The following is a 26,023-nucleotide window of genomic DNA, read 5'->3' as shown; positions in this document are numbered from 1 at the left end:
GCCCTCGATGGGTTGACCGAAGTCACCGCAGATGTTGCCGGGCGACGCTCGATGCACAGCCGCGACACGGGGTTCCGGTCGAAGGCCGCGCGGCGTCCGAAGCGGCTCTCTATGACTCGGCTCACCGAACGCTCGCTGCCGCACTCACTCGGCGCATGTCAATGACAGTGAGGAGTTCCTCTTCGCGGCCGCGGAAGCGATTGAGGCGCGCTTCAACCACGAGATCGAGCGACTCCCCGGTGTCGAGGTCGCGCGTCCACTCCGCGCCGGACCACCAGATGGCGCGGCGCGTGGTCCGACCGCTCCCCTGCCTGAGCCAGAGTTCGACATGCGATCCGCTCGAGCCAAGTTGGCGCGGCGGTGCCGCGAGCACCACGCACTCCAGCAGGAAGCGCGGCCGTGGATTGCCGCGGCCGAAGGGCTCGAGGCGCGCCAGTTGACTCAGCGTTGACCGCGTCAGCTCATCGAGCGTCGCACGAATGTCGATCGAGAGCTCGGGAATGAGCGCCTCGGGAGCGAGGCGCGCGTTCACCTCCTCAATGAGCGCCTCCTGAAAGCTGGGCAGCGCCGCGCGGTCGATCTCCATACCCGCCGCCATCGCATGACCTCCGAGGCGACGGAATGGCACACCACGCAAGGCGCACGCCCGAAGCGCTTCGAGCAGGTGCACGCCCGGCACGCTCCGACCGGAGCCCTTGAGCGTCTCGCCCTTGTCCTGAAGCAGAATCGTCGGCCGTCCGAATCGCTCCACCAGCCGGGAGCACGCGACACCCACGACGCCCTCATGCCAGCGAGCATTGGCGAGCGCAATCACGCGCCGATCGGGGCGGGTCATGCCCGCGGCCTCGGCCGCTTCCATTGCGCTCTCGACACAGGAGCGCTCGAGCCCCTTGCGCTCTTCGTTCAGTTGCGAGAGGGCACTGACAATCTCGCTTGATCGTCGTGCATCAGCCGTGGTGAGCAACTCGAGAGCCTCCGCCGCGTGACCGAGGCGCCCGCAGGCGTTCAGCATCGGTGCGAGGCGGAACCCGATCGCCTCGGCGTCGACATCGCTGCCGGCTTCGGAGCGGACGAGGGCCTGAAGGCCCGGAATCGCTGTGGTCGCAAGGCCTCGAAGCCCAATGGCCGCGAAGATCCGGTTCTCATCTTCGAGGTCCATGACATCGGCGATGGTGCCGAGTGCGACGAGCGGCAGCAATCCAACGAGCGTGCGCCGCACGGGCTCGGAGACCTGATGAGGTCCGAACCATGCGCTCGCCGTGGTGCAGGCGGTCTTCCAGGCCACCGCCGCGCCACAGAGCCGCGGAAATGGCGCTGCCTCTCCGGGCAGATCGGGGTGCACCAGCGCAGACGCACGCGGCAGCCGATGGGTGCCACCGTGGTCATTCACCGCGCTTCCCGCAGCGCGACAATCGGCCGATGCATCGAGCTCGGTTGCCGCACTCTCCGAGAGCTCCATCGCATGATGGTCGGTGATGATCAGCTCGAGGCCGAGTTCCCTCGCGAGTTCAGCTTCGGTCACTGCGGTGATGCCGCAGTCAACGGTGATGACACTCTGCACACCGCGATCGGCGAGTTCGCGCAGGGCATCGCCGTTCACTCCATAGCCATGCTCCATGCGGTGCGGCAGATAGGTCTCGGCGGAGCGCGAAGGGTCAAGCGCCCGGAGCAGATGCCAGAAGAGTGCCGTGGCCGTGATGCCATCGACATCGTAATCGCCATAGATCGCGATCCGCCTGCGATCGCGCCACGCTCGGGCGATCGCCTCTCCCGCGGCGACCGCTCCCGGGAGTGTGGTCGGTCGATGGAGGTCCTGAAGTGCGGGCGATTCCAAGATGCGCCGCCGTCGCTCATCGCCCCCCGATCGATCGTCCAGCAGGCGCCTGGCGAGAGACGACTGTCCCTTGCCCGCCTCCATGCGGACCGTCCACCTCCTTCGCACACCCTGCATGCGGGCAAAGTACGCATCCGGGACGGGCGCGGCAAACCAGCCAGGTGGTCCGATCCGCGCCCTCGGCGCCATCGGACCCCGATTCACCCTTCGGGCAACCTCGACTTTCGCGTTTCCCGGCGCTGCGTCATACTGCCGGACCTGCTCATGGCTCCCGGCAAGATCACCTCCATCCTCCTCTTCGGCGTGCCCGGTTCGGGCAAGGGCACCCAGGGCGCCATCCTCGGTCGCATTCCCGGGTTCGTTCATCTCGCGATGGGCGATGTCTTCCGCTCGCTCGACCGCCAGAGTCCGCTGGGCAGGAAGTTCATGGAGTACTCGACGCGCGGCGAGCTTGTGCCAGATGACCTCACCATCGAGATCTGGCGCGACCATGTCGATTCGATGATCGCGTCGGGGGCCTACCGGCCGAATCGTGAGTTCCTTCTGCTTGACGGCATTCCCCGCAGCGCGGCGCAGGCCGAGGCGCTCGCTCCCTTCGTCGATGTCCGACTTGTCATCCATCTCGTCGCGAAGGACCAGGAGGAGATGGTCGAGCGCATGCGCCGCCGCGCGCTTCAGCAGCAGCGTCCGGATGATGCGGATGTCGCCGTCATCCGCCGCCGCTTCGAGGTCTATCGCGAGTCGACCAAGCCAGTCCTCTGCCGCTTTGATCGATCGCTCATTCGCGACATCGAAGCGAGCGGGACGCCCGGACGAGTGTTGCTTTCGATCTTGGAAGCGGTCGTGCCGCTGCAGGAGTCGACCTTCACGAATCCGCTCGGCCACTGAGGCTCGACCGATGCCCCGAGGCGGCTCGCGCCGCCTGCGTCATCGAGGGGGAATCTGCTGATCGACGGGCATCAGCAGATCATCGCGCGAGAGGAGCCGACCCAAGCGCTGAAGCGCCCCGGCGAGGCGCACGCGATCGCGATCGGTCACGCTTTCCTCATTCATGTGAGCTTGGAGCGCGTCGAGACCCTGCGCTGTCGCGGAGAGAGCGTCGATTGCATCTCCTCGCGTCCGCCAGATGCCATCTTCGAGTTCATCAAGGCGTCGCTCGAGTTCCGCGAGACGCCCCGCAAAGGTCATCTCGACCACGGGGCCGTCGCGTGAGGTCGAGGTCAGGGGAACAAGTGTCGCCGTCGCGACGAAATCGCGCCGGATGCGGCGCGCTTCCGCCTCGCGAAGGATCTGCACATCGGAGCTGCGTCGGAACGCATTTCGCTCCCGACCCATCCGGTCGTTGGCATCGAGCTGCTCCATCGAGCCGAGGCGCATGGTGACCTGCACTGCCTGCGTCACCACCTGCCCCGCGCGATCGCGTCGGGGACGCCCCTGCTCATCGAGCACCGGACGCTGCACGCGCAAGTGCACGGCTGTTCCGGGTGCGAGCCGCTGAACCACATCGCTCAGTACCTGGCTGCTGAGGATCGGCTCGTCGTTGATCGCCTCGATCACATCGCCGATGCGAAGGACTTCCGCAGCAGGCATGCCGGGCACCAGGCCCATGACGCGCACGCCGGACATGCCCTGTGGGCCGATGTCCATGCTGATGCCCAGCGCCCCGCGAGGTTGCTCGACCAGCCGGCGACACGCTGCATCAGCCAGCCGATGACGCTGTTCGGGGTCGAGACCGCCGCGCTCAAGGCGGCGAAGCAGGACGGGCTGCGCCTCAGGCATCGGCAGGGCCATGAGTGCGGCGGATGCAGATTCGCGCTCCTCCCACTCCGGGCTCGCAAGTCGATCAACGAGCGCATCGACCTGCCGCTCAAGTTCCGCGCTGACGGCCGCCGCTTCGCGCGGCGGAGCGACGGCGCGATCTGGCCGCCCCTGAGGCGCTGCGCCGAGCACGGCGGCCGAGGCGATCAGGAGGATGGCGAGAGCGCTTCGAGAATGAGTGGCTCCTCTTCGCGGATCCACTCGGCGCGGCGGCGCAGGAAGCGCACCATCGCCGAGCCTTGCAGATTCGCAAGGCTGCCCGTTCGAGCAATTGGAACGATGCCCTCGGCGATGCACGCCTCGATCATAAGCCACGGAATCGCTCGGCGCTCCGGTAATTCCAAGGTGACACCCGCCCGCTTCACGCCCCCCATGGCAGCCCGCACCAGAAGGGGATCCAGCCCGGCAGGCCACTCATCGATCTCATGACTGGGGAGCCGAAGCGAGCCGAGGTGGAGCAGCGCGTTGGCCACCTCCACCGCCCTCGGCTCCACCCGAGCCGCATCGAAGTCAACGATCGCCGCGACCTCGCCCCCGCTGAAAATGAGGTTGCCCGGGTGGTAGTCGCCGTGGATGGGCTGCACTCCGGTGGCAGCGAAGCCGCTCTCGATGCCCCGCTGTGCGGCGACCCGGTACATCTGCCGCAGCGCCTTCGTGTGCCCAAGGAGCTCCGCCCGGTCAACCTCAGGTTCAACTGCGGGCACGCTCTCCTCCGCGAGCTTGGCCGCGCCGAGAATGATGCCTGATGCGTGAAAGCTCCCATGGACGGGGTCGCCATCGAGGCGCATGGTCATGGCCGCCAGAAGGAGCTGGCCGAGCGCCTCGCCCGCTGCTTGCGCATGGTCGACCGATCGCTGGTAGCGCGCTCCGTCGACGAATCGAAAGTACTCGTAGACATGGTCGCCCATGCGCAGCGAGGTCTCGCCGCTCTTGAAGGGCTGTGGCGCCGCCACGGGCACGAGCGCGAGTTCGAGGCGCCGCTGGAAGTCCTGGCAGAAGCGAACCCGTTCCGGCGCCGCATTGATCGGCGCCCGGCGCTTCAGCAACCAGCGGCTCGTCTCCGTCGAGATGAGCAGTTTGGGACTGCGACTCGAGCCCCGGTCGAACTCGACGACCTTCTCCACCCGACCGAGGCGATCGGAACCGATGCGTCGAATGACCTCTCTGGCCTCATCAGGCGCAAAGCGCTCGCGAGGTCGACTACTCGGCATTCTGCGACTGTTCCTTGATCCGATCGATGGCCGCCTTGACCTCGACAATCCGGCGACTGATGTCGACATCGGCCGACTTGCTCGCGATGGTATTGGCCTCCCGTAGCATCTCCTGAGCAAGGAAGTCGAGCACGCGGCCGATGGGCTCGCGATTCGACGGGTCGACGAGCGTATGGAACTGTTCGAGGTGTCCCTCGAGTCGGGTGATCTCCTCGGCGATATCCGTGCGCTCGGCGAATCCTGCGACTTCGCGGATGACATCCTCTTCGCGCACGGCGACGCCGAGCTCACCAAGCATGGTCTTCATGCGCGCCATGAGGCGCTCTCGATAGAGCTCGCTCACCTCCGGTGCTCGATGCCGCACTGCCGCAAGCCCGCGCGCGATGTCCTCGCCGAGCTGGACGAGCGTGCGGCGAAGGGAGTCGCCCTCGCGCTCGCGCATCTCGATCACTCGATCGCACGCCTGGTCGACAAGCTTCGCGAGCAAGGGCCTTGCGCGCTCGGCGATGCGATCGGCCGCGTCGTCGATGACCACGCCCGGCAGCGCCAGGAGCGCCGCGAGTGAGGGGCCGTTCACGCCGCCATTCTCGCGAATGGCGCCAAGCCCGGGCACGCCATCGAGCTGCGAAAGATAGGCCTGCAACGCCTCGCGATTGATGCGAGCCGCGACTCGCGCGCTTGAGTCGAAGACTCGAATCGAGACCGTCACGCTGCCTCGAATCAACCGTCTGGCGATCTGCGCATCAATCTCCGCTTCAAGCGAAAGGAGCGCATCGGGCAGGCGAAGCGTGCTCTTCAGGAAGCGATTGTTGACCGAGCGGATCTCAACCGAATAGCGTGCACCATCTTCTTCGATGGACGCAGCCCCGAATCCGGTCATGGAGCGGATCATGGTGTTCCGGCGAGCGGGTCAGCGCAGGTCGCTGTCCTGCGCGGGATTCGCGCTTGAATCGAAACGCTCCTCGCCCGAGGGATCTGCCGCAGGGTCTGCGGAGGGCGCATCGCCGGGCTCGCCGACCGGCGGCGCCGCCGGCTCATCGGGGGGAAGGACAGCAGGTGGCGTCACCGCGCCCTCGCTGGCAGGCAACTCGGCCGGGGCCGGCACGGGCGGTGCGGGGATCGTGGGGGCGGGCGTCAGCGGAAGGGGCATCGGCTCAAGCGCGCCGGGCTCGGGAGCGCCGATCGCCGGTGCCGATGCGGGAACAACCGTCGGCCGTGAAGGCACAAGGTTCAGAGCGACGGCGATGACCACGAAGAAACCCGCAGCAATCCAGGTTCCCGTGGTGAGCACATCGCCCGTTCGACCACCGAAGGCCGTGTCAGCGCCACCGCCACCGGCTCCACCGAATGCTCCGGCGAGGCCGCCTCCCTGCGGACGCTGAACCAGAATGATGAGGACGAGCGCGAACGCCGTCGCGATCATGAGCAGAGTCAGAATGGTGAACAGAAGTGGCATGGGTTTCTCGTAGTGTCCCGTCAGGAGCTGTTCTCGATCAACGCTCGACCTTCGCGGTGGCGCCGCAGGCCGCCACGATCGCCAGAAAGTCGGCGGCCTTCAGGCTGGCGCCTCCGATGAGGCCGCCATCGATGTCCTCTTCCGAAAAGAGGGCCGCCGCATTCGCCGCATTGACCGAGCCGCCATAGAGGATCCTCACCCCGCTGGCGGATCGGAGATCATAGCGGTTCGCAAGCCACTCCCGAATCGAGCGATGGGCCTCCTGGGCGTCCGACGCCGATGCGGTCTTGCCCGTTCCAATCGCCCAGACGGGCTCATAGGCGACGACCACCTCGCCGAGCCGCTCCGCGCCGACCTCGCGAAAGCCTGCCTCTAGCTGGCGGCGATTGACCTCATGAGCCTTGCCGGCGCTCCGCTCTTCCCAGGTTTCCCCCACGCAAAAGATGGTCCGGAGCTCGGAGCCGAGCGCCCGAGTCAGCTTTCGGCCGCAGAGTTCGTCGCTTTCGCCAGCCCCGTGGCGTCGCTCAGAGTGTCCAATAATCACCCATTCGCCGCCACTGTCGCGAATCATCTCGGCGCTGACCTGCCCCGTGAACGCCCCCCGCTCTTCGGCGGACAGGTCCTGGGCGCCGACGCCGATCGCGCTGCCAGCAAGGACTCCCGCGACATCCCGCAAGTAGGGAACTGGGGGAAAGAGCACCACCTCCGCGCGCTCGGGCCCGTTCGCGCACCGCGCCGCACCCTCGGTGGCGCCGCCGGGCGCCGGCAGCGGCGCGTCGCACGCGCGCCGAATCGCCTGCGCCAACTCCACTGCCGAGGCGCGAAGTGTGTTCATCTTCCAGTTGCCGCCCACGAAGGGCCGTCTCGCCGGGACCATGACCGCAGAGGGTAGCCGACGGCGTCAGACCGTACGATCCACGGCCCATGCGTTCGGCTGCGGACATTCGCCAGATCTTTCTCGACTTCTTTGAACAACGAGCGGGCCACACGGTGGTGCCGTCGAGCGCGGTGGTGCCTCACGACGACCCCACCCTGCTCTTCACCAACGCGGGCATGAACCAATTCAAGGATGTCTTCCTTGGCCGCGGCACGCGCCCCTACCAGCGTGCGGTCGATACGCAGAAGTGCATCCGAGCCGGGGGCAAGCACAACGACCTCGAAGATGTCGGCCGCGACACCTATCACCACACCTTTTTCGAGATGCTCGGCAACTGGAGCTTTGGCGACTACTTCAAGGCCGAGGCGATCGAGTGGGCGTGGGAGCTGCTGACCTCGATCTACGGGCTGCCCGCAGATCGTCTCTACGCGACCTACTTCGCTGGCGATTCGAAGGCGGGTCTCGACCCTGACACCGAGGCGCGCGCTCTCTGGCGACGCGTGCTGCCTGCGGAGCGCGTGCTGCCCGGGCTGATGCGAGACAATTTCTGGGAGATGGGCGAGAGCGGCCCGTGCGGCCCGTGCAGCGAGATTCACTTCGATCGCATCGGCGGGCGTGACGCAGCCGACCGGGTGAACAAGGGCGATCCCGATGTGCTCGAGATCTGGAACCTGGTCTTCATTCAGTTCAATCGCGAAGTCGACGGCACCTTGCGACCACTGCCGGCGCGCCATGTCGACACCGGCATGGGCTTCGAACGCTTGACGAGCGTTCTCCAAGGCAAGCGATCGAACTACGACACGGACCTCTGGACTCCGATCTTCGCGCGCATTCGCGAGGTCACGGGTGCCCGCGCCTACGACGGGAATGTCGAGAAGCTGAGTGATCCGATCGATGTCGCCTACCGCGTCATCGCCGACCACGCGCGCTGCCTCACGGCGGCGATTGCCGATGGCGCTGCGCCAGGCAACGAAGGTCGAAACTATGTGCTGCGCCGCATTCTTCGACGCGCCGTCCGCATGGGGCACCAGACGCTCGGCGTGCGCGAGCCCTTCCTCTGGCAGATGGCGCCGGCGGTCGCGGAGTCGCTCGGCGGAGTCTTCCCCGAGATGCGCGAGAAGCTTCCGCGCGTGCAGGAGATCATTCGCGAGGAGGAGAGCGCATTCGGTCGAACGCTCGAGCGCGGACTGGCGCTCTTCAACGAGGCGGCCGGTCGCTCGCGCGAAGCAACGCTGGCCTCAGGCGGTGACGGCTCAGGAACCGTCGCCGTGGCTCCGCCCCGTATTGCCGCCGAGGATGCCTTCCGACTGCATGACACCTTCGGATTCCCGATCGATCTGACCCGCGTCATGGCCGAGGAGCGCGGGCTCGAGGTCGATCTCGCGGGGTACGAAGCGCTCATGGAGCGCGCGAAGCAGACGAGTCGAGATGCCGCCGAGGGCGCCGGTGATCAGATGCAGCTCCTGACCCCCGACGCGATCGCCGGTCTCGCGCACATGGGCGTGCATCCGACGAACGACTCGGAGAAGTACCCGGGCCATGATGTCCGCACCGAAGTGGCCGCGATCTGGAATGGTCGCAACTTCGACGAGCACGCCGATGTCGGCACGCGCGTCGCCATCATCTTTCACAAGACCTCCTGCTACTCGGAGAGCGGCGGGCAGATTGGTGATCGCGGCACTTTCATCGTTTCGCGCCGGCATGGCGATGACAGCGGTCGCGACCAGCGCTTCGAGGTCGACGAGACCCGCGCCTTGGGCGGCTTCGTGCTGCATATCGGTCATGTCGCCTCCGGCCAGGTTCGCCGTGGCGACAACGGCCTGCTCTCGGTGGAACGAGGCCGACGCCAGCTCATTCGCGGGCATCACACGGGGACGCATCTCCTGAACCATGCGCTGCGCAGTGTGCTGGGCGACGAGGTCCAGCAGCGCGGCTCACTCGTCGCCGACGATCGGCTCCGCTTCGACTTCTCCTTCCATCGGTCGGTCAAGATCGACGAGCTGGCGCGGATCGAGGAACTGGTCAATGACGCGATTGCCGCTGACTCGCGTGTGCATGCCGCGATCGTCCCGCTCGACGAGGCGAAGCGCATTCGCGGTGTGCGGGCCGTCTTTGGCGAGCGCTATCCAGACCCCGTGCGCGTGGTCAGCGTGGGCGTGACGGTGGAGGAGCTCATTCGTCATCCCGATGATGCGCGCTGGATTGACCATAGCATCGAGTTCTGCGGCGGCACTCATCTGGCCACCACCTCCGAAGCGATGAGGCTCGTCATCCTCTCGGAGTCCGCGGTGTCTGCGGGTGTGCGCCGGATCACGGCGCTCGCGGGCGCTCCGGCGCAGGCGGCGGTGGCCACGGCCGCGAATCTTGCGGAGCGATTGGAAGGCGCGAAGAAGCTCGACGGTCAGGCGCTCGCCGAGGAGGTCGACGAGATCGGCGAGATGCTCAAGGATCTGCCGACGGGCGTTCTCGCTCGTCAGCGCCTTGAGCCGCTGCTTGTTGCTCAGCGCGAGCGCGTGAAGGCGTGGCGCAAGGAGAGCGAAGGCGCGAACCTCGGCCAGATCGTCGAGCGGGCGCGAGAGATTGCCGCGATGGGCGGCGGCAAGGCGATCGTGGCGCGGATCGATGGCGCTGGCCGCGACCCCCTGCTCGCGGCGCTCGATGCCATTCGCGCAAAGCGAACCCAGTCGGCCGTTCTGTTGATCTCCGCCGATCACGCCGCCGGCCGAGTGACCATTGTCGCGCATGTCCCGCCGCCGCTGGTCGAGGCGGGCCTGAAGGCGGGCGACTGGGTGCGTGTCGCAGCGCAGGCCTGCGGTGGTTCGGGCGGTGGACGCCCCGATTCAGCGCAGGCTGGCGGCAAGGACCCCGGGCGCGCCGGTGAAGCGCTCGCTGCGGCGCAGGCGCACGCGGCGAAGTTCACCGCGTAGGTTCGTTCCTCGAGAAGAACGACGACGATCCGAATCGATCGGGAGTGCCTGCCTTGGGATCATCGCCTCGAAGCGCGCTCGTGCGACCTGCCCGCTGATGATCGGTCTCGGGCCCTGCCCTGCAACGCCCGGACTGGCGGCGGCGCCACATCGAGCCCCCCGCCCTCTTTCACCACCCCGCGCGTGGAGGTCCACAGGGCCCGAGTGCTAGATTGCCGCTCTGGAGGTCTTCGCCATGGAGCAGAGGAGTGGGCATTCGTCGTCAAGCGCTGCGCGTGGTTCTGCGGGCTCCGGTTCGAACGCCGCGGGCATCGAGTCGATCCTGACCGAGGAGCGCATCTTCAATCCGCCCTCGGACCTCGCCTCGCGGCTCGGCTCGCTGCATGTCCCCGACATGGCGAGCTACCGGGCGATGTACGAGCGCTCGATCCGCGATCCGGAGGGCTTCTGGGCTGAAGTTGCCGGAGGATTCCACTGGTTCAAGCGCTGGTCAAAGGTGCTCGAGTGGGATCTTCCCTTCGCCCGGTGGTTCGTCGGCGGCACCACCAATGTCTGCTTCAACTGCGTCGACCGACAGGTGAACGAGGGCCACGGCAATGAAGTCGCCATCATCTGGGAGGGCGAACCCGTCGGTGCAGGATCTGGTGGCGCGGGGCGCGGCGATGCACGCGCTGTGGGGCCTCAGATTCGGACCCTCACCTATCGCGAGTTGCAGCACGAGGTGAGCCGATTCGGGAATGTGCTCAAGAGCCTCGGTGTGAAGCGCGGCGATGTTGTCACGCTCTACATGGGCATGGTGCCGGAACTTGCGATCGCGATGCTCGCCTGCGCTCGGATCGGCGCGGCGCACTCGGTCATCTTCGGCGGATTCGCCGCCAGCGCCATCGTCGATCGCGTGCGTGACGCCGGAAGCACGCTCATCGTGACCTGCGACGGCGGCCATCGCCGCGGCTCGCTGGTGCCGCTCAAGGACAATGTCGATCGCGCCTGCGAGCAACTCCCCGAGGTTCGGCATGTGGTCGTCTTCAGGCGATGCGCCAATCCCATCCAGTGGACCCACGGCCGCGATCACTGGTGGCATGAGCTCATGCAAGGGGCGGGTGATGCGTGCCCCTGCGAGGCGATGGACTCTGAAGAGCTGCTCTTCCTGCTCTACACGAGCGGGTCGACCGGCAAGCCCAAGGGCATTCGCCACACCACCGGCGGCTACATGATCTACACCGCCTTCACGGCGAAGATGACATTCAATCTCCACCCCGGAAGCGACGAGGTCTACTGGTGTACCGCCGACATCGGGTGGATCACCGGCCACAGCTATGTGATCTACGGGCTCCTGCCCAATCGCGTGCCCACGCTCATGTACGAGGGCGCTCCGAACCACCCGAAGGAAGACCGCTTCTGGGAGATCGTGGAGCGCCATCGCGTCACGCACTTCTACACGGCGCCGACGGCCATCCGCGCCTTCATGAAGTGGGGCGACGAACATCCGGCCAGGCATGATCTCTCCTCGCTGCGCATCCTCGGGACCGTGGGCGAGCCGATCAACCCGGAAGCGTGGATGTGGTATCGCGGGAAGATCGGGAGTGATCGCTGCCCGGTCGTCGACACCTTCTGGCAGACGGAGACAGGCGGCCACATGATCACGCCGCTGCCGGGATGCACACCGCTCGTCCCGGGAAGCTGCACGCTGCCCTGCTTCGGCATCGATGCCGCGGTCGTCGATGAACAGGGTCGCGAGCTTCCGCCGAATCGAGGGGGGCTGCTTGTCGTCCGCAAGCCGTGGCCCGGAATGCTGCGCGGCATTCACGGAGACCCGCAGCGCTACAGGGAGACCTATTGGAGCCGAGTGCCGGGCATGTACCTCGCAGGCGACGGCGCTCGGCGGGACGCGCGTGGGTACTTCTGGATCATGGGTCGCATCGACGATGTGATCAATGTCTCCGGCCATCGGCTGGGCACGATGGAAGTGGAGTCCGCCCTGGTCGCACACGACGCGGTCGTGGAGGCGGCCGTCGTCGGCATGCCTCACGAGATAAAGGGCACCGGCATCGCGGCGTTCGTGACACTCGCACCGGGGTGGCAGGAGCGAGCCAACGACGCGCTGCGCAAGGCGCTGCAGGACCATGTGGTCCAGGAGATTGGTGCCATCGCCCGACCGGACATGATCCGCTTCACCAATGCGCTCCCCAAGACGCGCTCCGGCAAGATCATGCGGCGCCTGCTCCGAGATGTCGCCGCGGGCCGCGACTCGGCCCAGGACACCACAACGCTGGAAGACTTCAGCGTGCTCGCGAAGCTGCGCGAGAGCGAGGAGTAGTCCGCATGTCCATGGCGGGATCGAGCTTGGTGGTCGTGACGCGGAGGCCCGTGGCGGGTGGCGACCTTCGCTGGCGGGGCTCGGAGCTGTGCCGTGCCGCCTCGCCGACACCCAGCCCGCGCGGCGCACGGCCACCAGCGGCGATGGCATGACGCCTCGGCCCCCGCCCGCTCACGCGATCTTCACGGGTGCCGGCGCCAGGCCCGGCGGAGGCAGCGGCGCCAGGGTCAGTTTCGACGCCTGGATGGTGTCGTCATACAGGTTGTGGATCTCGATGAACTCCTCCTCCCGGTCGAGGAACGCCGCGACCACCTCGGGATCGAAGTGGGAGCCCGACTCCTTCACGATCAGATCGCGTGCGACGCTGTGAGTGAACGCGCCCTTGTAGATGCGCTTGGAGGTCAGGGCGTCGTAGACATCAGCCACGGCCACGATCCTGCCGGAAAGGGGGATGTCCTCGCCGTGAAGACCAAGCGGGTATCCCTGGCCATTCCACCACTCGTGATGGCTGGCAGCGATATCGCGGGCCATGCGAAGAAAGCCGGCATCGGGGTAGCGCTCGAGAGCGGCATCGAGCGTCTCCGCCCCGATCGCCGCATGCGTCTTCATGATCTCGAACTCCGACTGGTTGAGCCGGTCGGGCTTGAGCAGCACCGAGTCAGGGATGCCGACCTTGCCGATGTCATGCAGCGGGCTCGTCTGGAAGATCAGGCGGATGAACTCCGCATCGATCCGATCGCGGTACTTCTCACGCGCCGCAAGCCTCCGCGCGAGCGCTCGCGAGTAGAGCTGCACTCGTTCAAGGTGCGCCCCCGTCTCCGGATCGCGAGACTCGGCGAGCTTGGCGAGCGCGAAGATCGCCACATCGCGGGTCTCGAGTCCGAGGATCCGCTCTCCGATGCGCACGCGCTCGATCAGCTCGGCAGGTTCGAACGGCTTGGCAATGAGGTCATCGGCGCCCGCCGCGAGCCCCTGCACGCGCTCGGCCGGCGTGTGGTGTGCCGTGACCAGCAGGATGAAGACATACGCCGGGAGGTCTGATCCGCGCACGGCGTGGCAGAGCTCCAGCCCCCCCATCCGCGGCATCTCCCAGTCGGTGACGACCAGGCGCGCCCTTCCCTCTTCGATCCACCTCATCGCCTCCACGCCGTCGGACGCCGTGTGCACGCGGAACCCCGCGCTCTCGAGCGTGCGTCCAATCAGGGTGCGGAAGATCTCCGAGTCATCGACGACAAGCACATTCATGACTTCTCGCTCCCCCTGGTCTCGCCGCGCGGAACATGCATCGCCAGGCGCGGGCGAAGCACCGGAAGGAAGCCGAGGCATCGTTCGACCTCCTCATGGAGCTCGTGCAGCGAGCGGGTCGCCTCGTGGAGCGCTCCAGAAAGGACGGCCTTCTCAATGCGCTCGGCGGCTGACGAGACGCCATCGGCGGCCATGGTCGCAGCAGCACCCTTGAGTGCATGGCATCGCTCCGCCGCGGCGCGCACCTCGCCCGATGACACCAGGCGTTCGATCGCCGTGAGGCTCTCGCGTGCCTGGCGTTCGAAGCGCTCGAGGAGGTCGTCGACGAGCGTCAGATCGCCCATGCAGCGATGGACGAGCGTGGCTGCGTCGAGTGGGTCGATGCCTGATCCCTCGTCGCCCGTTCCACGCGCCTGCGCATCGGGCGAGCGACCATGGCCGAGGGGGCACTGGCCGGTCCCGGTGTGGTGCCGGGGCACTTCGTCGCGCGGCGCCGAGGCGCTCCCCGCAGGCCCCGTTGAGTTCGGCGTCGGATCAATCGTCATGGTGCATTCCTCCTGGAAGTTGCGTGAATTCGCGACACAGGCGTCGAGCGCCGCTGTGACCTGCTGCAGGTCCATCGGCTTGGTGATGAAGTCGTCCATGCCCGCGTCGAGACAGCGATCGCGATCTCCGCGGACGGCATTCGCCGTGAGGGCGATGATCGGAATCCTCCTGACGGGAGCAGCGCCACCGGATCGCTCCGCCTCCCGGCGGCGGATCTCGCGAGTCGCCTCGAACCCGTCCATCTCGGGCATCTGACAGTCCATCAGCACCGCGTCGAAGGACTCTCGCTCGATCGCCTCGAGGGCGGCCCGTCCATTGGGGGCCACCGCGCACCGATGTCCAATCTGCTCCAGGAGCTCACGGGCAACCACCTGGTTGATCTCGTTGTCCTCAACGAGGAGCAGATGAAGTGAGCGGCTCGCCGTCCGGGCCACCGCATGACGCGAATCGACTGCCGTCGTCACGGCCCGCCGCAGTGCCGACCGCCGAAACGGGGTTGAGAGAACTGCGGCGCAGGCTGGAAGAGGCGGCACATCGCCCCCCCGATCGGATCGGATCAGGATCCACGGGATCCGGGCGAACATCGCGTCGAGTCGTCGGGCGTCGGCCATGGCCTGCCCCTGCGACGCCCCCGGGCGGTCGACGAGCACCATGACTTCAGGACGCCGCTCCGAGGCAGTGACACCCTGCAGCCATCGGATCGCCTCGGAGACTTCGGCCTGCTCTTCAATGCGGTATCCAAGGTCGCGGACGGTCCGAACGAGGTGATCGTGCTGGATGTGACCCTGTGCACCGATCACCAGCGCCGATCGCTCCAGGGCTCCGATCGCCGTCACAGTCTTGGTCATCGGGAGGCACGGGTCGGTGGTGGTGAGCGGAACTTCAAAGTGGAAGGTCGAGCCGCGGCCTTCCTCACTGTCGACTCCGATGGAGCCACCCATCAGCTCCACCAGGCGCTTGCAGATCGCCAGGCCGAGGCCCGTGCCGCCAAATCGACGCGACGCCGTGGCATCAGCCTGGGAGAACGCCTGGAAGAGGCGCTTCTGGCCCTCGGGAGAAATCCCAATCCCGGTGTCGGTCACGCTGAAACGGACCACTGCCCTGGCCCCGTCCGTTGTAGGGCCGATGTGTTCGACCTGGAGCGACACGCTGCCCCTTGGAGTGAATTTCACTGCGTTGCTGAGAAGATTCAGGAGGACCTGGCGCAGTCGATCGGGATCGGCATGGACGAAGCGCGGCACCTCCGACCCGATCGCGCAGGAGCAATCCAAACCGCGCTCCTTCTGCCGGATCGCGGCCATGCCGACCGCATCGTGCACCATGGCGTGCAGATCGAAGGGAATCTCATGGAGCTCCAGCCGACCCGCCTCCACCTTCGAGAAGTCAAGGATGTCGTTGATGATTGACAGCAGTGAAACGGCGGAGTATCGCCCGAGGTGAATGTACCGTCGCTGTTGCTCCGAAGTGGCGGATTGGTCGAGCAAGTCAAGCGTGCCGATGACTCCGTTGAGCGGCGTTCGAATCTCGTGGCTGACCATGGCGAGGAACTCGCTCTTGGAGCGACTGGCCGCCTCCGCCCGCTCGGAAGTCGCACGAAGCTCCTTGGCCTGTTGTTCCAGCTTCTGAGTGGCATCCAACAACTGCTGGGTGTGCAGTTCACGCGCCGCTTCAGCCGCCCGGCGATCCGAAATGTCTCGAAGAAACGAGCAGAACATGAGACGGCCGTTGGCCATGCGCGACGCCGCGACCGACATCTCGACCGGGATCTCACGACCATCTTTGCAGCGGGCAACAAGCTCCACGCGGCGACCGATCACGCGACCGCCGCCTTGGGCGCAGAACCGTGCGAGGCCGGCACGATGTCCTTCGTGAAATCGCTCCGGAATCAGCGTGTCGGTCAGGTTTCGTCCCACCGCCTCGTCGCGAGTCCAGCCAAATGCAGCTTCTGCATGCTGGTTCCATGAGATGATGACCCCATTTTCATCGGCGGCGATCGCGGCATCGAGTGCACCACCGATCATGGCGCGAGCCTGTTCTTCGCTGGCTCGCGCCGCCTCGACCGCACAGGCGAGAGCGTTGGCCTGCTCGGCCAACCGCTCCTGTGCGAGGCGCACCTCGGTGATGTTCTCGTGAGAAACGACGACCCTCACGGCTCCGTCACCGGGGAAGCGCGCGACGCGCATCATGAACCATCGTTGCTCGCGGGGGGAGTGACAGTCATACTCCATCGAGAAGCTCTGCCTGGAACCCTCGAGGACCATCCGGACACCCTCGGCAGCTTCAATGGCCTTCGAGGCGCTGTCCCCGGCGGCGGACCGGCACACCGTGAGGTAGTTGACGCCCTCGAAGGCGCCCGTCGATCCGTTGGCCGACGCGAACGAACGCCATGCCTCGTTGACGGCAAGGATCGTGCCGCGCTCATCGAGGATCGCTACATGAGCTTGGAGTGCGTCCACGGTCGCGCGAGAGAAACGCTCGGACTCAATCACCCGTTGCTCAGCATCAATGCGCTCAAGTCCGCGTCGAATCTCCCCGGCGGCGACCTCGAGCATTCGCGTGAGGCGCTCGCCGGGGACGAAGTCTCCGTCCCAGAGAAGTTCGACCACCACCTGGAGAACCTCGCCGGTGCGGATCGGAATACGAACGGCGGTGATCGGCCGCGGACCGCCCGTGGCACCGTCGTCGGTATCGGCACCACCATCAGACTCCGATCTGAACCACATGGTTTCCGAAGGGTCGGCGCGAAGGTCAAGCGAGGTCTCGCCATGTCCCATGGAATCATCGACGAGCTTCCAAGCGGCGTCTGTCCACAATGAGTTGCTGCTCCCATCCACTGAGCGAACCTCGAGCGACGGGTGGCCCGTAGTGCCGTCTCCACCGATTCGGCTCACCCGCGCGGATCGACACCCGGTCGCCTCACGGAGGGCTTCGAGGGCCAGGTGAAGCGCCTCGCTCTTGCAGAGGGATCGCGACGCTCCAGTGGCAATGGACAGCAGCATGCGCAGCTCACTCTCAGAACTGCAGGCACGCTCCAAGGCGGCGGCAAGGCTCTCCTCGGCAAGAATCTGCTCTGTCAGGTCCGAGCGGACCGAGACGAAGCGCACGATCCGTCCATGCTGGTCGCGAATGGCCACGATGGCGGTCTTCAGCCAGATCAGCGATCCGTTCTTGGATCGATTGCAGATGGTGCCGTTCCAGATGCCGTCGCGGTGGAGACACTCGAACATCGAGCTCCAGAACTCGGCGCTGTGACGCCCCGAGCTGATGAGGCGGTGCGTGGCTCCGATCAGCTCCTCGCGGGAGTACCCGGTGACCCGGCAGAAGAGATCATTCACCGCGGTGATGCGACCGTCGGCATCAGTCTCCGAAAGGATCGTGGCGGTGTCGAGGGCGATCGACTGGAGCCGAAGCTCGTGGTTCAGGCGGTCCGATTCCATGACCGCGCGACGCAGCTCCGATGTCATTCGCCGCGCGATCTCCACTGCGCGGGCGCGCGTTCGAATGAGCATGGCTGCGATTCCGGATGCGAGGGCGGCGAAGATGACTCCGCCGATGGGAAGCAGCCACTGATTGACCGCCGAAGGCTGCCCCGCATGGAGGCGCGTACCAACGGTCCAGGTTCGACCGGCCACAGGCACGCTGAACCAATTCACCGATGCATCGGCCGGGGGGCCTGCGCCCGCCCCGTCCCCATGGCAGATCAAGGAATCCTCCGAAGGCTCCGGCCCGTTGTGAACCCAGACCTGCCCGACGGAGTCGAGCGCCTTGATTGCATTGTCACTGAGGAAACGCTCCGACTCGAATCGAAGACAGACCCAGCCGGCCAGCGCCTGTCGGCGATCGCCAATCGTCTCCGGCGGCACCGTGGTGTTGAAGATCGGCAGGTAGAGGTTGAACCCGCGCGTGGAAACGCCGCCCCATAGGTCAATCAGACCGGTGATGCGGCATTCGTTCGAGTCGCACGCTTCGAGCATTGCATCAACGCGGTCGGCACATTGGCTCAAGTCGCGCCCGAGCATGAAGTGCGCCACTGGCTCCGGCTCGCAATGAGTCACTACCCATGCCTCGGGAAACTGGTGCGGGCCATCGGAGCATGGCGCCTGAGTGACATGCGCTGACTCCTCGCGAGGAAGGAGCGTCGCGATCAGCGCCTCCCGCTGGTCCTCCGGAATGCGGGTGATGACGAGCATTGCGTTGACGCCGCTCGGATCAACACTCCGTCGAACGGCTGTGACCACTCGCAGCCACTCCGCTCGATCCACACCGTTGCTGCCGTCGAAGTAACTCTGGGCTGCGCGGAGTGCCTGCTCGAATTCCCGCATGCGATCCCCGATCGTGAACTCGACCATCGCACGGAACTGATCTTGTTCGAGTCGGTGCCGCTCGGCAATTCGGTCACTGTCCACGGCGAACTTCGATCGTGTGATCAACACCACGGAGATCAGACACACCGAGAAGACGATCGCTGCCACGACGGACGCGCGAAGGAGACGCGAGTGACCGCCACACACTCCGAGGCGCAGTTCAACCTCGGCAATCGCGGTTCGCGCCGACGCCATTGCCATGGCGCGATGATGATGTTCCTGCGGATCGCACGGCATCACCGCCTTCGATCGGCCTGAACCGGGGCCGGGTTGAGCGCCGATTCGCCGAACGGCCGTTGAAATGCCTCAGATAGCGGCCTTGTTCACGAAATCTGGCTCCAGCACGGGCCTGCCGTGCGACCGGAGATCGCTAAGGCGTCAGCTGCCAGTCGAAGGCATTCGCGGTGTTGGCCCAGAAGCGCATGTCCCTGAGGGCATCAACCTGAATGGTGTCGACCGCGCCGCTGGTGAAGGCGCAGACCGCGGTTCCATCGTGTCGCGCGCTGATGTTGCCATAGCTCGCGGGCTGCGCCGGGTCATAGGCAGCCTGCCACTGCGAGGTCACGAGACGCGGCGACTCGATCCGGAAGTACCCCTCGACCTGGCGGTTGTCGCTCGTCGCATCAGTGCGCGACGACGCAAAGAGCAAAAGCTTGTCGGGATTGCGAATGCTGGAGAGCCGCTGGACATAGAAGTTCTTGAGCGGTGCCGGGGCGTTCGGCAGGAAGGCGTAGCGCTCCTGGTCACCGCCCACGAAGGTGCTGTTCATGCCGAGGCTCGGATAGAGGCTCGCGAAGTAGAGGTACTCCTCGTGCTTCCCGTTCTTCAGCTTCTCGAGTTCGGAAGCTTGCTCGTTGATGTACATCCCCTCGAACTTGTGCCCGAGATAGGGGGCGATCCGCCATGGATATCGGGCGGCGATGGTCGCTCCGCCGCCATAGCTGTTCGGGGAAATGAACGAGCCATCCTGAAGTCGTGCAGGAAGTCCGGTCTTGAATCCGGGCAGAACCCACGCATTGGAATCCGTGGCGTAGGTGTTCCACGCCATGACCATCTGTCGTGCCGCCGCCATCTCTCGCGCCCGCGAGCTGTCGGCCACCAATCGCCTGAATGCAGGCACCGAGAACGCGAGCAGAACAGCAATCGTCGCGACAACCACCAGCAACTCCACAACCGTGAAGCCACGGCGCTCGTACCGTCCGGACCTGCGGGCGGGGCGTCGGACCGGGGAACATCGGACTCGGAACGCAAATCGTGGGGACGCTGGAGCGGAGGGCATCGGGTGAACCTTCTGCATCGAACCGAGAGTGCGGCTCGTGCCGCTCTCCAGATACGCGGATCGCATGATAGGCGTTCCGTGACGATCTTGCGAATCATTCTCAATACCAACTACACTCCTGCCATGACCGCCCCCACCACCTTGCCCAGACCCTCGTCCCGATCCTCCTTTCTGACCACCGGCTTCGCCGCGGTCGCTCCCGCGCTTCTTCTCGCGGCGTCAGCGAGTGCGGAGGTCAACTACCAAGGCCTCATCCTGACCCCGGCGCTCGATCGCTGGATGTACCCATTCGGCGCTCAAGCTGGCGCGGAAGCAACGATCTCGACCTTCGGCTCGGAACCCGGTGCGCCGGACTTCGACAGCCGCGACGGGCAGATGCTGGTGCGCTTCGATACGGGTTCGCTCGTCCCCGCGGGTCTTGGTGCTCATCGATACCTGGTGACTTCGTTGCGCCTCACCGTCGAGTTCGCGAATGACCTCATCGTTGAGTACGACCCGACGCCCGATCCATGGCAGAGCTTCCTCGACCCATCGGACCCAGAGTGGGTTCCCGACCCTGACCCGGGCCAGCCGGTCGAACTCTTCGGGGTCGGCTTCCGCAACGGGTTCTCGCTTCAGACCTTTGCGGAGAACTCGCCCTACACGGTGCCGCCGAACAGTCCTCTGAGCCCGAGTGTTCGCAATGCCTTCGCGCTCTCCTTCAACGAGCAGGGCGCGGCGATCGATGTCAGCAACAACCCGCGCGAGGGCTTTGATCCGAAGCGATTCAGCGTCGGCCTGATCGACGGTCTTGAACCGGGCGATCTGATTCCCGTCGGCACCGTCATGCACTTTGACCTCGATGTGAGCGATCCTGACATTCAGGGCTATCTCGCCAAGGGCGTCGATGCCGGGCGGTTGATGTTCGCCATCACCAGCCTGACTTTCGTGGTCCAGCAGGGCGGCAACTTTCCCCGCTTCTACAGCAAGGAAAATGCCTTCGTCATCTTTGGATTGGCGCAGCCGGCGCGCTTGGAGTACCAGGTGACGATTCTTCCGGAGTGCATCCCCGCCGACCTCAACTGCGATGGCTCAGTGAATGGCGCCGACCTTGCCCTGTTGCTCGGAACCTGGGGCCCATGCGTCGGATGCGCCGCCGATCTGAACAACGACGGTGTCGTCAACGGAGCTGATCTGGCGATCCTGCTGGGCAAATGGACGGGGTGAGCGCCACCGCCTCGGAGACAATCTCTCGCACCCGGTGAACAATCGCCGAGATCTCCCCGCGATCGCGGGCGAGCACGCTGGCCATCTCATCGATGGTGCATCGATCGCCCCAGTGCATGATCAGGACCAGTCGCTCCGTCTCCGTCAGTTCAGCGATCGTGCTCAGCATGTCGCCCTCCATGGCGGCCCTCCCGAGTCCGCATGGTAACGCGAGTTCCTGGCTCGTGCCCACGGCGCGCGTGTGAGCGCACCTCTTTCGCGCGCAGGCGCCTTCTCCCGGCCTCGCTCACGCGGCCATCAGGAGGGCGCGATCGACGCGCTCGTCGACCACTTCGTGCACGAAGAGCTCTGCGAGCGCAGGGTCGAACTGGCTGCCCGCGCCGCGAAGGATCTCAGCTCGTGCCTCCTCGATCGATCGCGTCGGCGCGTAGCCGCGCGGCTGGACCATGGCATCCCAGGCGTCGACCACTGCGATGATTCGCGCGACGAGCGGAATCTCCTCCCCCGCGAGGCGACCCGGGTACCCGGTGCCATCCCATCGTTCATGGTGGTGGGTGACCGCAGCGGCGAATGAACGAAGCGCGCCAACCCTCGACACGATCTCCGAGCCCATCTCCGAGTGCTCCTGGATGAGCGAACGCTCACCTGGCGTCAGAGGCCCCGGCTTCCGGAGGATCCGCGCAGGCACCCGGAACTTCCCGATGTCGTGCAGCAGCCCCGCGACCTCGGTGATGGTGATCTCTCGCACGCTCAAGCCGGCGGCGCGGGCCAAGCCCCCCGCCAACTCGCTGACCCGCCGGCAGTGGTCGGCCATGTCCCTGTCCATGGTGGCGAATCCCGCCAGGAGGCCCTCCGCCGCGGCTCGCATCGACAGTGTGCAGGATGACTGCATGAACGCTTCTCCTCTTCAGAACTGCTCGGGCCCTTGGGGAACACCTTGAACCCCGAGGCCCTTGGGAGATCGGCCTGTCCTCGGGGCTCATCGAGGCGTTGACGACTTCGCCGTGCCGCGTCGAAGGTGTCACTTGCACAGCCCCACCAGCCGCGCGTCGCAGCCGCGCCGACCCACCCCAACTGCGTGGCGCGCCGGCAGCCGAAGTCTCTTCCCGGACCCGCTACAATCGTTCGCTTTACCACCGTGATCCGCGTTCACCCCTTTCCAGCCCTTCGCCCCATTGCCAGTCGCGCCGCCGAGGTGGCATGCGAGCCTTATGATGTCGTCACGACAGCCGAGGCGCGAGCACTGGCCGACGGTCGCCCTGCCTCGTTCCTTCGAGTCGTCCGATCGGAGATCGAACTCGATCCATCGATCGACCCCCACTCGACTCCGGTCTACGAGCACGCCCGCAGGAAGCTCGGTGAATTCTGCGATCAGGGCATCCTGCTCCGAGATGATGCGCCGTCGTTCTATGTCTATCGCCTCTCGGTGGTTGGACGACGCCAAGCGGGCCTCGTCGCCTGCATGGATGTTGAGGATTACCGCTCCGGTCGAATCCGCATTCACGAGAAGACGCGACCCGACAAGGAAGATGATCGAGTTCGGCACATCCTGACGACGCGGACGCACGCTGAGCCCGTGCTTCTGGCAGCGCGCGGCGCCGACGCGCTGAACTCCCTGCTGTCAGCGGACATGAATGAGCGTCCGCTCTATCACTTCGTTGCGCGTGATGGCGTCACGCACAGCCTTTGGCGTTCGCGTCATGTCGCCGAGTATGTCGATGCCTTCCGGGAGCTCGGCGTGGTCTATGTCGCCGATGGCCACCATCGCTCCGCCGCCGCCGATCGCGTGGCGCGCGAAGTCGATGAGGGACGCGCGCCGGCGGGTCAGGGCGAGGAGCATCGCCGATTCCCCGCCGTGATCTTCCCGGCGGAGCAACTCGTGATCCTCCCCTATCACCGAGTGGTGAAGGACCTGAACGGGCATAGTGCCGAGGCGTTCCTCGAGCACCTGCGGAACAACGGTTCGCTCACACCCACGGTGCACCCCGATCCCGACTCCCACGGCAAGGTCTGCGTGTATCTGGCCCATCGCGCGGAGCCCGGGCCCGACCGAGGTCGCTGGTACCAGTGGCAGCCGGCGCCACAGCACCTTGAGGGTCGCGATGCGGTCGCTCGACTTGATGTCTCACTGCTCCAGGATCTCGTCCTTGCGCCCGCCCTCGGTATCCAGGATCCGCGGCGCGATGCGCGCATCGGCTTCGTGGGTGGCAGCGTGGGGACCGCCGAGCTCATGGGGCAGGTCGACTCAGGCGCCGCGGCCGTTGCGTTCAGCATGTTCGCAACGAGCATGGATGAGCTTCTCGCGGTGGCCGAGGCCCACCAGATCATGCCGCCGAAGAGCACCTGGTTTCATCCGAAGCTTCGCAGCGGTCTCTTCATGCACTCATTCTGACGCGCCCCACGGCATCGCCGGCGCGGCATGATGACCGTGTGACTCGGAACGACCTGCGGCCGCGGGTACACTTCCGCGATGCAATCATCCGCCTCCCAGACCGCCAGCGGCGCGGCTCCCATCGCCGGTGTTCCACTGGCCCGCGTGCTTATCGCCGACAAGCTCGAGACCTCCGCCGTCGACGCTCTCAAGGCCTTCGGCTGCGAGGTCCTGCTCAAGCCCGATCTGCCCGCCGACGGCCTCGGCGCAGCGCTTGCGGAGAGCGGCGCCGAGGTGCTCGTTGTTCGAAGTCGAAAGGTCAATGCCCAGGCGATCGACGCCGCAACCAAGCTGGGTCTGATCGTGCGCGCGGGCGCCGGCTATGACACCATCGATGTCGCGGCCGCGAGCCGTCGCGGCGTCTTCGTGGCGAACTGCCCCGGGAAGAACTCGATCGCCGTCGCCGAGTTGGCGTGGGGACTCATCCTCGCCGCCGACCGCCGCATTCCCGACCAGGTGGCGGACCTCCGAGCCGGCACATGGAACAAGAAGGAGTACTCCGCGGCGCAGGGGCTTTACGGTCGCACGCTCGGCATCGTCGGCCTCGGACAGATCGGGCAGGAGATCGCCCGGCGCGGACGAGCCTTCGGCATGAAGGTCGCCGCCTGGAGCCGCAATCTCACCGAGGAGCGCGCGGCCGCCCATCAATGCGACTTCTGCTCGAACATCGTCAACCTCGCGAAGGTCTCCGATGTCATCAGCATCAGTGTCGCGGCCAACGAGGAGACGGCGAACCTCGTCGGTGAGAAGTTCTTCGCGGCGCTCAAGCCCCACGCGATCCTGGTGAACACGAGTCGCGGCACGGTGGTCGACCAGGCAGCCATGACCGCGGCCATCCGCGACAAGAAGCTCCGCGCCGGTCTCGATGTCTTCGCCAAGGAACCCGCGGGCGGCACGGGCACCTTCGAGGACCCGATCGTGAAGGAACCCGGCGTCTATGGCACGCACCATGTCGGTGCCAGCACCGACCAGGCGCAGCAGGCCGTGGCTTCGGAGACCGTCCGGATCATTCGTGACTACATCCTCCATGGGCGCGTCCCGAACTGCGTGAACCGCGCCGCGACCACACCGGCCACGACCCTGCTCTCCGTGCGTCATCTCAATCGCCCGGGTGTTCTCGCGCATGTCTTCTACACCCTCGGCCAGGCGAAGATCAATGTCGAGGAGATGGAGAACATCATCTACGAGGGAGCGAAGGCGGCGCTCGCGCGCATTCACCTCGATGGCGTCCCCACGAGCGAGCAGATCGACCACATCTCAAAGAATGAGAATGTTCTTGCGGTGAGCGTCTCCCAGATTGCTCGCCACACCTGATGAACAGACCGCCGAACCACCACCCTCGCCACGGATCTTCCCATGACCACCTTTGCCTCAGCGTCCACCACCATGACTTCTGCTTCCAATCGCCCCAAGCGCATCTTCAACTTCTCAGCGGGCCCCGCGTGCATGCCGGAGGAGGTGCTCGCCCAGCTCCAGGAGGACATCTGGAGCGTGCGCGGAAGCGGCATCGGCATCATGGAGCACAGCCATCGAGGCCCGGTCTACGACCGCATCATCGAGGAGGCTGAAGCGGACTGTCGCGCGGTGGCTGGGATCGGTGATGCACACCATGTGCTGTTTCTTCAGGGTGGCGCGACGCTTCAGTTCGCCATGCTGCCGCTCAACTTCCTGCATCCGGGCCGCATCGCCGACTATCCCGACACCGGCGTCTGGGCGACCAAGGCATGCAAGGAAGCGAAGCTCTTCGGCAAGGTGAATGTCGCCTTTGACGGCTCGAAGACGAAGTACGACCACACGCCGAGCGCGAACGAACTCACGCTCACTCCTGACGCGTGCTACCTCCACTACTGCTCGAACAACACCATCTACGGCACGCGCTGGCCAGAGCCGCCGAAGACCAACGCGCCGCTGGTCGCCGACACGAGCAGCGAGATGTTCGCGAGGCCCTGGGACTTCCAGCATCACGCGATGGTCTACGCGGGCGCTCAGAAGAACCTCGGCCCCAGCGGTGTCGTGCTTGTGCTGCTGCGCAAGGACTTCCTCGAGACGCAGCGCAAGGATCAGCCGATCGCCACCATGCTCGACTATCGCAAGCATGTCGAGAACGGCAGCCGTCTGAACACCCCCAATACCCTCGGCATTCATGTCATGGGCCTGACCTTCAAGTGGATCCTGAAGCATGGAGGCCTGAAGGCGATCGAGCAGCGCAATGCCGAGAAGGCCGGAGTCATCTACGCCGCCATCGATGGCAGCGGCGGCTTCTATCGAGGCCATGCGACGCGCGAGTGCCGGAGCCACATGAATGTGGTCTTCCGTTGCCCGAGCGAGGACCTCGACAAGAAGTTCGTGAAGGAGGCCGAGGCTGCGGGCATGGATGGACTCAAGGGCCATCGCGATGCAGGCGGCCTTCGTGCGAGCATCTACAACGCCTTCCCGAAGGCCGGCTGCGAGGCGCTCGCTCAGTTCATGGCGGAGTTCGCGAAGAAGAACGGCTGAAGTCGCCCCACGCGAT

18 protein-coding genes are annotated in these 26,023 nt (G+C 65.8%); 7 read left to right on the top strand and 11 right to left on the bottom strand.

Going from position 1 to position 26,023, the window contains the following annotated elements; all coding sequences use genetic code 11:
* Positions 1 to 121: 121 nt before the first annotated feature.
* Positions 122 to 1,951, bottom strand: coding sequence for a DHH family phosphoesterase (locus KF724_03305; protein ID MBX3354708.1), 1,830 nt, complete (start codon positions 1,949 to 1,951; stop codon positions 122 to 124).
* A 147-nt stretch (positions 1,952 to 2,098) separates the two neighbouring features.
* Here KF724_03305 and KF724_03300 point away from each other — a divergent pair, with 147 nt between their 5' ends.
* Positions 2,099 to 2,722 (top strand): nucleoside monophosphate kinase, encoded by a 624-nt coding sequence (locus KF724_03300; protein ID MBX3354707.1) that lies wholly within the window; start codon positions 2,099 to 2,101, stop codon positions 2,720 to 2,722.
* Between the two features lie 39 nt (positions 2,723 to 2,761).
* Here KF724_03300 and KF724_03295 read toward each other — a convergent pair whose 3' ends face one another.
* From KF724_03295 to tpiA, 5 genes are read right to left on the bottom strand one after another with little or no spacing between them, the layout of a single operon-like run.
* Positions 2,762 to 3,784: a PDZ domain-containing protein gene (locus KF724_03295; protein ID MBX3354706.1), complete on the bottom strand. Its 1,023-nt coding sequence runs from the start codon at positions 3,782 to 3,784 to the stop codon at positions 2,762 to 2,764.
* A 14-nt stretch (positions 3,785 to 3,798) separates the two neighbouring features.
* Positions 3,799 to 4,863, bottom strand: coding sequence for a phosphotransferase (locus KF724_03290; GenBank protein ID MBX3354705.1), 1,065 nt, complete (start codon positions 4,861 to 4,863; stop codon positions 3,799 to 3,801).
* On the bottom strand, positions 4,853 to 5,743 hold the full coding sequence (locus KF724_03285) for a YicC family protein (GenBank protein MBX3354704.1): 891 nt from the start codon (positions 5,741 to 5,743) through the stop codon (positions 4,853 to 4,855). Before KF724_03285 ends, KF724_03290 begins: the two co-directional genes overlap by 11 nt.
* A 30-nt stretch (positions 5,744 to 5,773) precedes the next feature.
* Positions 5,774 to 6,319: a preprotein translocase subunit SecG gene (gene secG / locus KF724_03280; GenBank protein ID MBX3354703.1), complete on the bottom strand. Its 546-nt coding sequence runs from the start codon at positions 6,317 to 6,319 to the stop codon at positions 5,774 to 5,776.
* A 37-nt stretch (positions 6,320 to 6,356) separates the two neighbouring features.
* Positions 6,357 to 7,196: a triose-phosphate isomerase gene (gene tpiA, locus KF724_03275; protein MBX3354702.1), complete on the bottom strand. Its 840-nt coding sequence runs from the start codon at positions 7,194 to 7,196 to the stop codon at positions 6,357 to 6,359.
* Between the two features lie 47 nt (positions 7,197 to 7,243).
* Between tpiA and alaS the strand changes: the two genes are divergently transcribed.
* Together alaS and acs are read left to right on the top strand one after the other, a co-directional pair.
* A complete protein-coding gene (gene alaS / locus KF724_03270; protein ID MBX3354701.1) occupies positions 7,244 to 10,123 on the top strand; it encodes an alanine--tRNA ligase in 2,880 nt (959 codons plus the stop codon).
* A 235-nt stretch (positions 10,124 to 10,358) separates the two neighbouring features.
* Entirely contained in the window at positions 10,359 to 12,440 is a 2,082-nt protein-coding gene (gene acs, locus KF724_03265) for an acetate--CoA ligase (GenBank protein ID MBX3354700.1), read from the top strand.
* Positions 12,441 to 12,611: 171 nt separating this feature from the next.
* On the opposite strand, the gene KF724_03260 is transcribed toward acs, so the two are convergent.
* The 3 genes from KF724_03260 to KF724_03250 all read right to left on the bottom strand — a co-directional run bounded on the left by KF724_03260 (position 12,612) and on the right by KF724_03250 (position 19,754).
* Positions 12,612 to 13,685 carry a response regulator gene (locus KF724_03260; GenBank protein MBX3354699.1) on the bottom strand — a complete coding sequence of 358 codons (1,074 nt, stop codon included), beginning with the start codon at positions 13,683 to 13,685 and terminating at the stop codon, positions 12,612 to 12,614.
* Positions 13,682 to 18,832: a PAS domain S-box protein gene (locus KF724_03255; protein ID MBX3354698.1), complete on the bottom strand. Its 5,151-nt coding sequence runs from the start codon at positions 18,830 to 18,832 to the stop codon at positions 13,682 to 13,684. Before KF724_03255 ends, KF724_03260 begins: the two co-directional genes overlap by 4 nt.
* Positions 18,833 to 18,965: 133 nt before the next feature.
* Positions 18,966 to 19,754: a hypothetical protein gene (locus KF724_03250; protein MBX3354697.1), complete on the bottom strand. Its 789-nt coding sequence runs from the start codon at positions 19,752 to 19,754 to the stop codon at positions 18,966 to 18,968.
* A 243-nt stretch (positions 19,755 to 19,997) separates the two neighbouring features.
* On the opposite strand from KF724_03250, the gene KF724_03245 reads away from it, so the two are divergent.
* The gene (locus KF724_03245; GenBank protein ID MBX3354696.1) at positions 19,998 to 21,080 is read left to right on the top strand and encodes a dockerin type I repeat-containing protein; all 1,083 of its coding nucleotides are present in this window, start codon (positions 19,998 to 20,000) and stop codon (positions 21,078 to 21,080) included.
* Here KF724_03245 and KF724_03240 read toward each other — a convergent pair.
* Complete coding sequence (locus tag KF724_03240) at positions 21,034 to 21,249, bottom strand: sigma-70 family RNA polymerase sigma factor (GenBank protein MBX3354695.1); 216 nt, start codon at positions 21,247 to 21,249, stop codon at positions 21,034 to 21,036. The genes KF724_03245 and KF724_03240 overlap by 47 nt on opposite strands.
* Positions 21,250 to 21,366: 117 nt before the next feature.
* A complete protein-coding gene (locus tag KF724_03235; protein MBX3354694.1) occupies positions 21,367 to 21,972 on the bottom strand; it encodes an HD domain-containing protein in 606 nt (201 codons plus the stop codon).
* A 246-nt stretch (positions 21,973 to 22,218) separates the two neighbouring features.
* Between KF724_03235 and KF724_03230 the strand changes: the two genes are divergently transcribed.
* The 3 genes from KF724_03230 (at position 22,219) to serC (ending at position 26,007) form a co-directional block, all read left to right on the top strand.
* Entirely contained in the window at positions 22,219 to 23,472 is a 1,254-nt protein-coding gene (locus KF724_03230) for a DUF1015 domain-containing protein (protein ID MBX3354693.1), read from the top strand.
* Between the two features lie 78 nt (positions 23,473 to 23,550).
* Positions 23,551 to 24,825 (top strand): hypothetical protein, encoded by a 1,275-nt coding sequence (locus tag KF724_03225; GenBank protein ID MBX3354692.1) that lies wholly within the window; start codon positions 23,551 to 23,553, stop codon positions 24,823 to 24,825.
* Between the two features lie 42 nt (positions 24,826 to 24,867).
* The gene (serC, locus tag KF724_03220) at positions 24,868 to 26,007 is read left to right on the top strand and encodes a 3-phosphoserine/phosphohydroxythreonine transaminase (GenBank protein MBX3354691.1); all 1,140 of its coding nucleotides are present in this window, start codon (positions 24,868 to 24,870) and stop codon (positions 26,005 to 26,007) included.
* Positions 26,008 to 26,023 lie beyond the last annotated feature (16 nt).

Source organism: Phycisphaeraceae bacterium (assembly GCA_019636735.1).
Classification (GTDB): Bacteria; Planctomycetota; Phycisphaerae; order Phycisphaerales; family SM1A02; genus VGXK01.
This window is presented reverse-complemented; position numbering and strand designations above follow the sequence as displayed.

Bases quoted from the DNA above. Each gene is read 5' to 3' on its own strand.
- tpiA (MBX3354702.1), bottom strand. From the start codon at position 7,196: ATGGTCCCGGCGAGACGGCCCTTCGTGGGCGGCAACTGGAAGATGAAC.
- KF724_03260 (MBX3354699.1), bottom strand. From the start codon at position 13,685: ATGAATGTGCTTGTCGTCGATGACTCGGAGATCTTCCGCACCCTGATT.
- KF724_03255 (MBX3354698.1), bottom strand. From the start codon at position 18,832: ATGCCGTGCGATCCGCAGGAACATCATCATCGCGCCATGGCAATGGCG.
- serC (MBX3354691.1), top strand. From the start codon at position 24,868: ATGACCACCTTTGCCTCAGCGTCCACCACCATGACTTCTGCTTCCAAT.
- KF724_03240 (MBX3354695.1), bottom strand. From the start codon at position 21,249: ATGCTGAGCACGATCGCTGAACTGACGGAGACGGAGCGACTGGTCCTG.
- KF724_03305 (MBX3354708.1), bottom strand. From the start codon at position 1,951: ATGCAGGGTGTGCGAAGGAGGTGGACGGTCCGCATGGAGGCGGGCAAG.
- acs (MBX3354700.1), top strand. From the start codon at position 10,359: ATGGAGCAGAGGAGTGGGCATTCGTCGTCAAGCGCTGCGCGTGGTTCT.
- KF724_03245 (MBX3354696.1), top strand. From the start codon at position 19,998: ATGACCGCCCCCACCACCTTGCCCAGACCCTCGTCCCGATCCTCCTTT.
- KF724_03285 (MBX3354704.1), bottom strand. From the start codon at position 5,743: ATGACCGGATTCGGGGCTGCGTCCATCGAAGAAGATGGTGCACGCTAT.
- secG (MBX3354703.1), bottom strand. From the start codon at position 6,319: ATGCCACTTCTGTTCACCATTCTGACTCTGCTCATGATCGCGACGGCG.
- KF724_03235 (MBX3354694.1), bottom strand. From the start codon at position 21,972: ATGCAGTCATCCTGCACACTGTCGATGCGAGCCGCGGCGGAGGGCCTC.
- KF724_03300 (MBX3354707.1), top strand. From the start codon at position 2,099: ATGGCTCCCGGCAAGATCACCTCCATCCTCCTCTTCGGCGTGCCCGGT.
- alaS (MBX3354701.1), top strand. From the start codon at position 7,244: ATGCGTTCGGCTGCGGACATTCGCCAGATCTTTCTCGACTTCTTTGAA.
- KF724_03225 (MBX3354692.1), top strand. From the start codon at position 23,551: ATGCAATCATCCGCCTCCCAGACCGCCAGCGGCGCGGCTCCCATCGCC.
- KF724_03290 (MBX3354705.1), bottom strand. From the start codon at position 4,863: ATGCCGAGTAGTCGACCTCGCGAGCGCTTTGCGCCTGATGAGGCCAGA.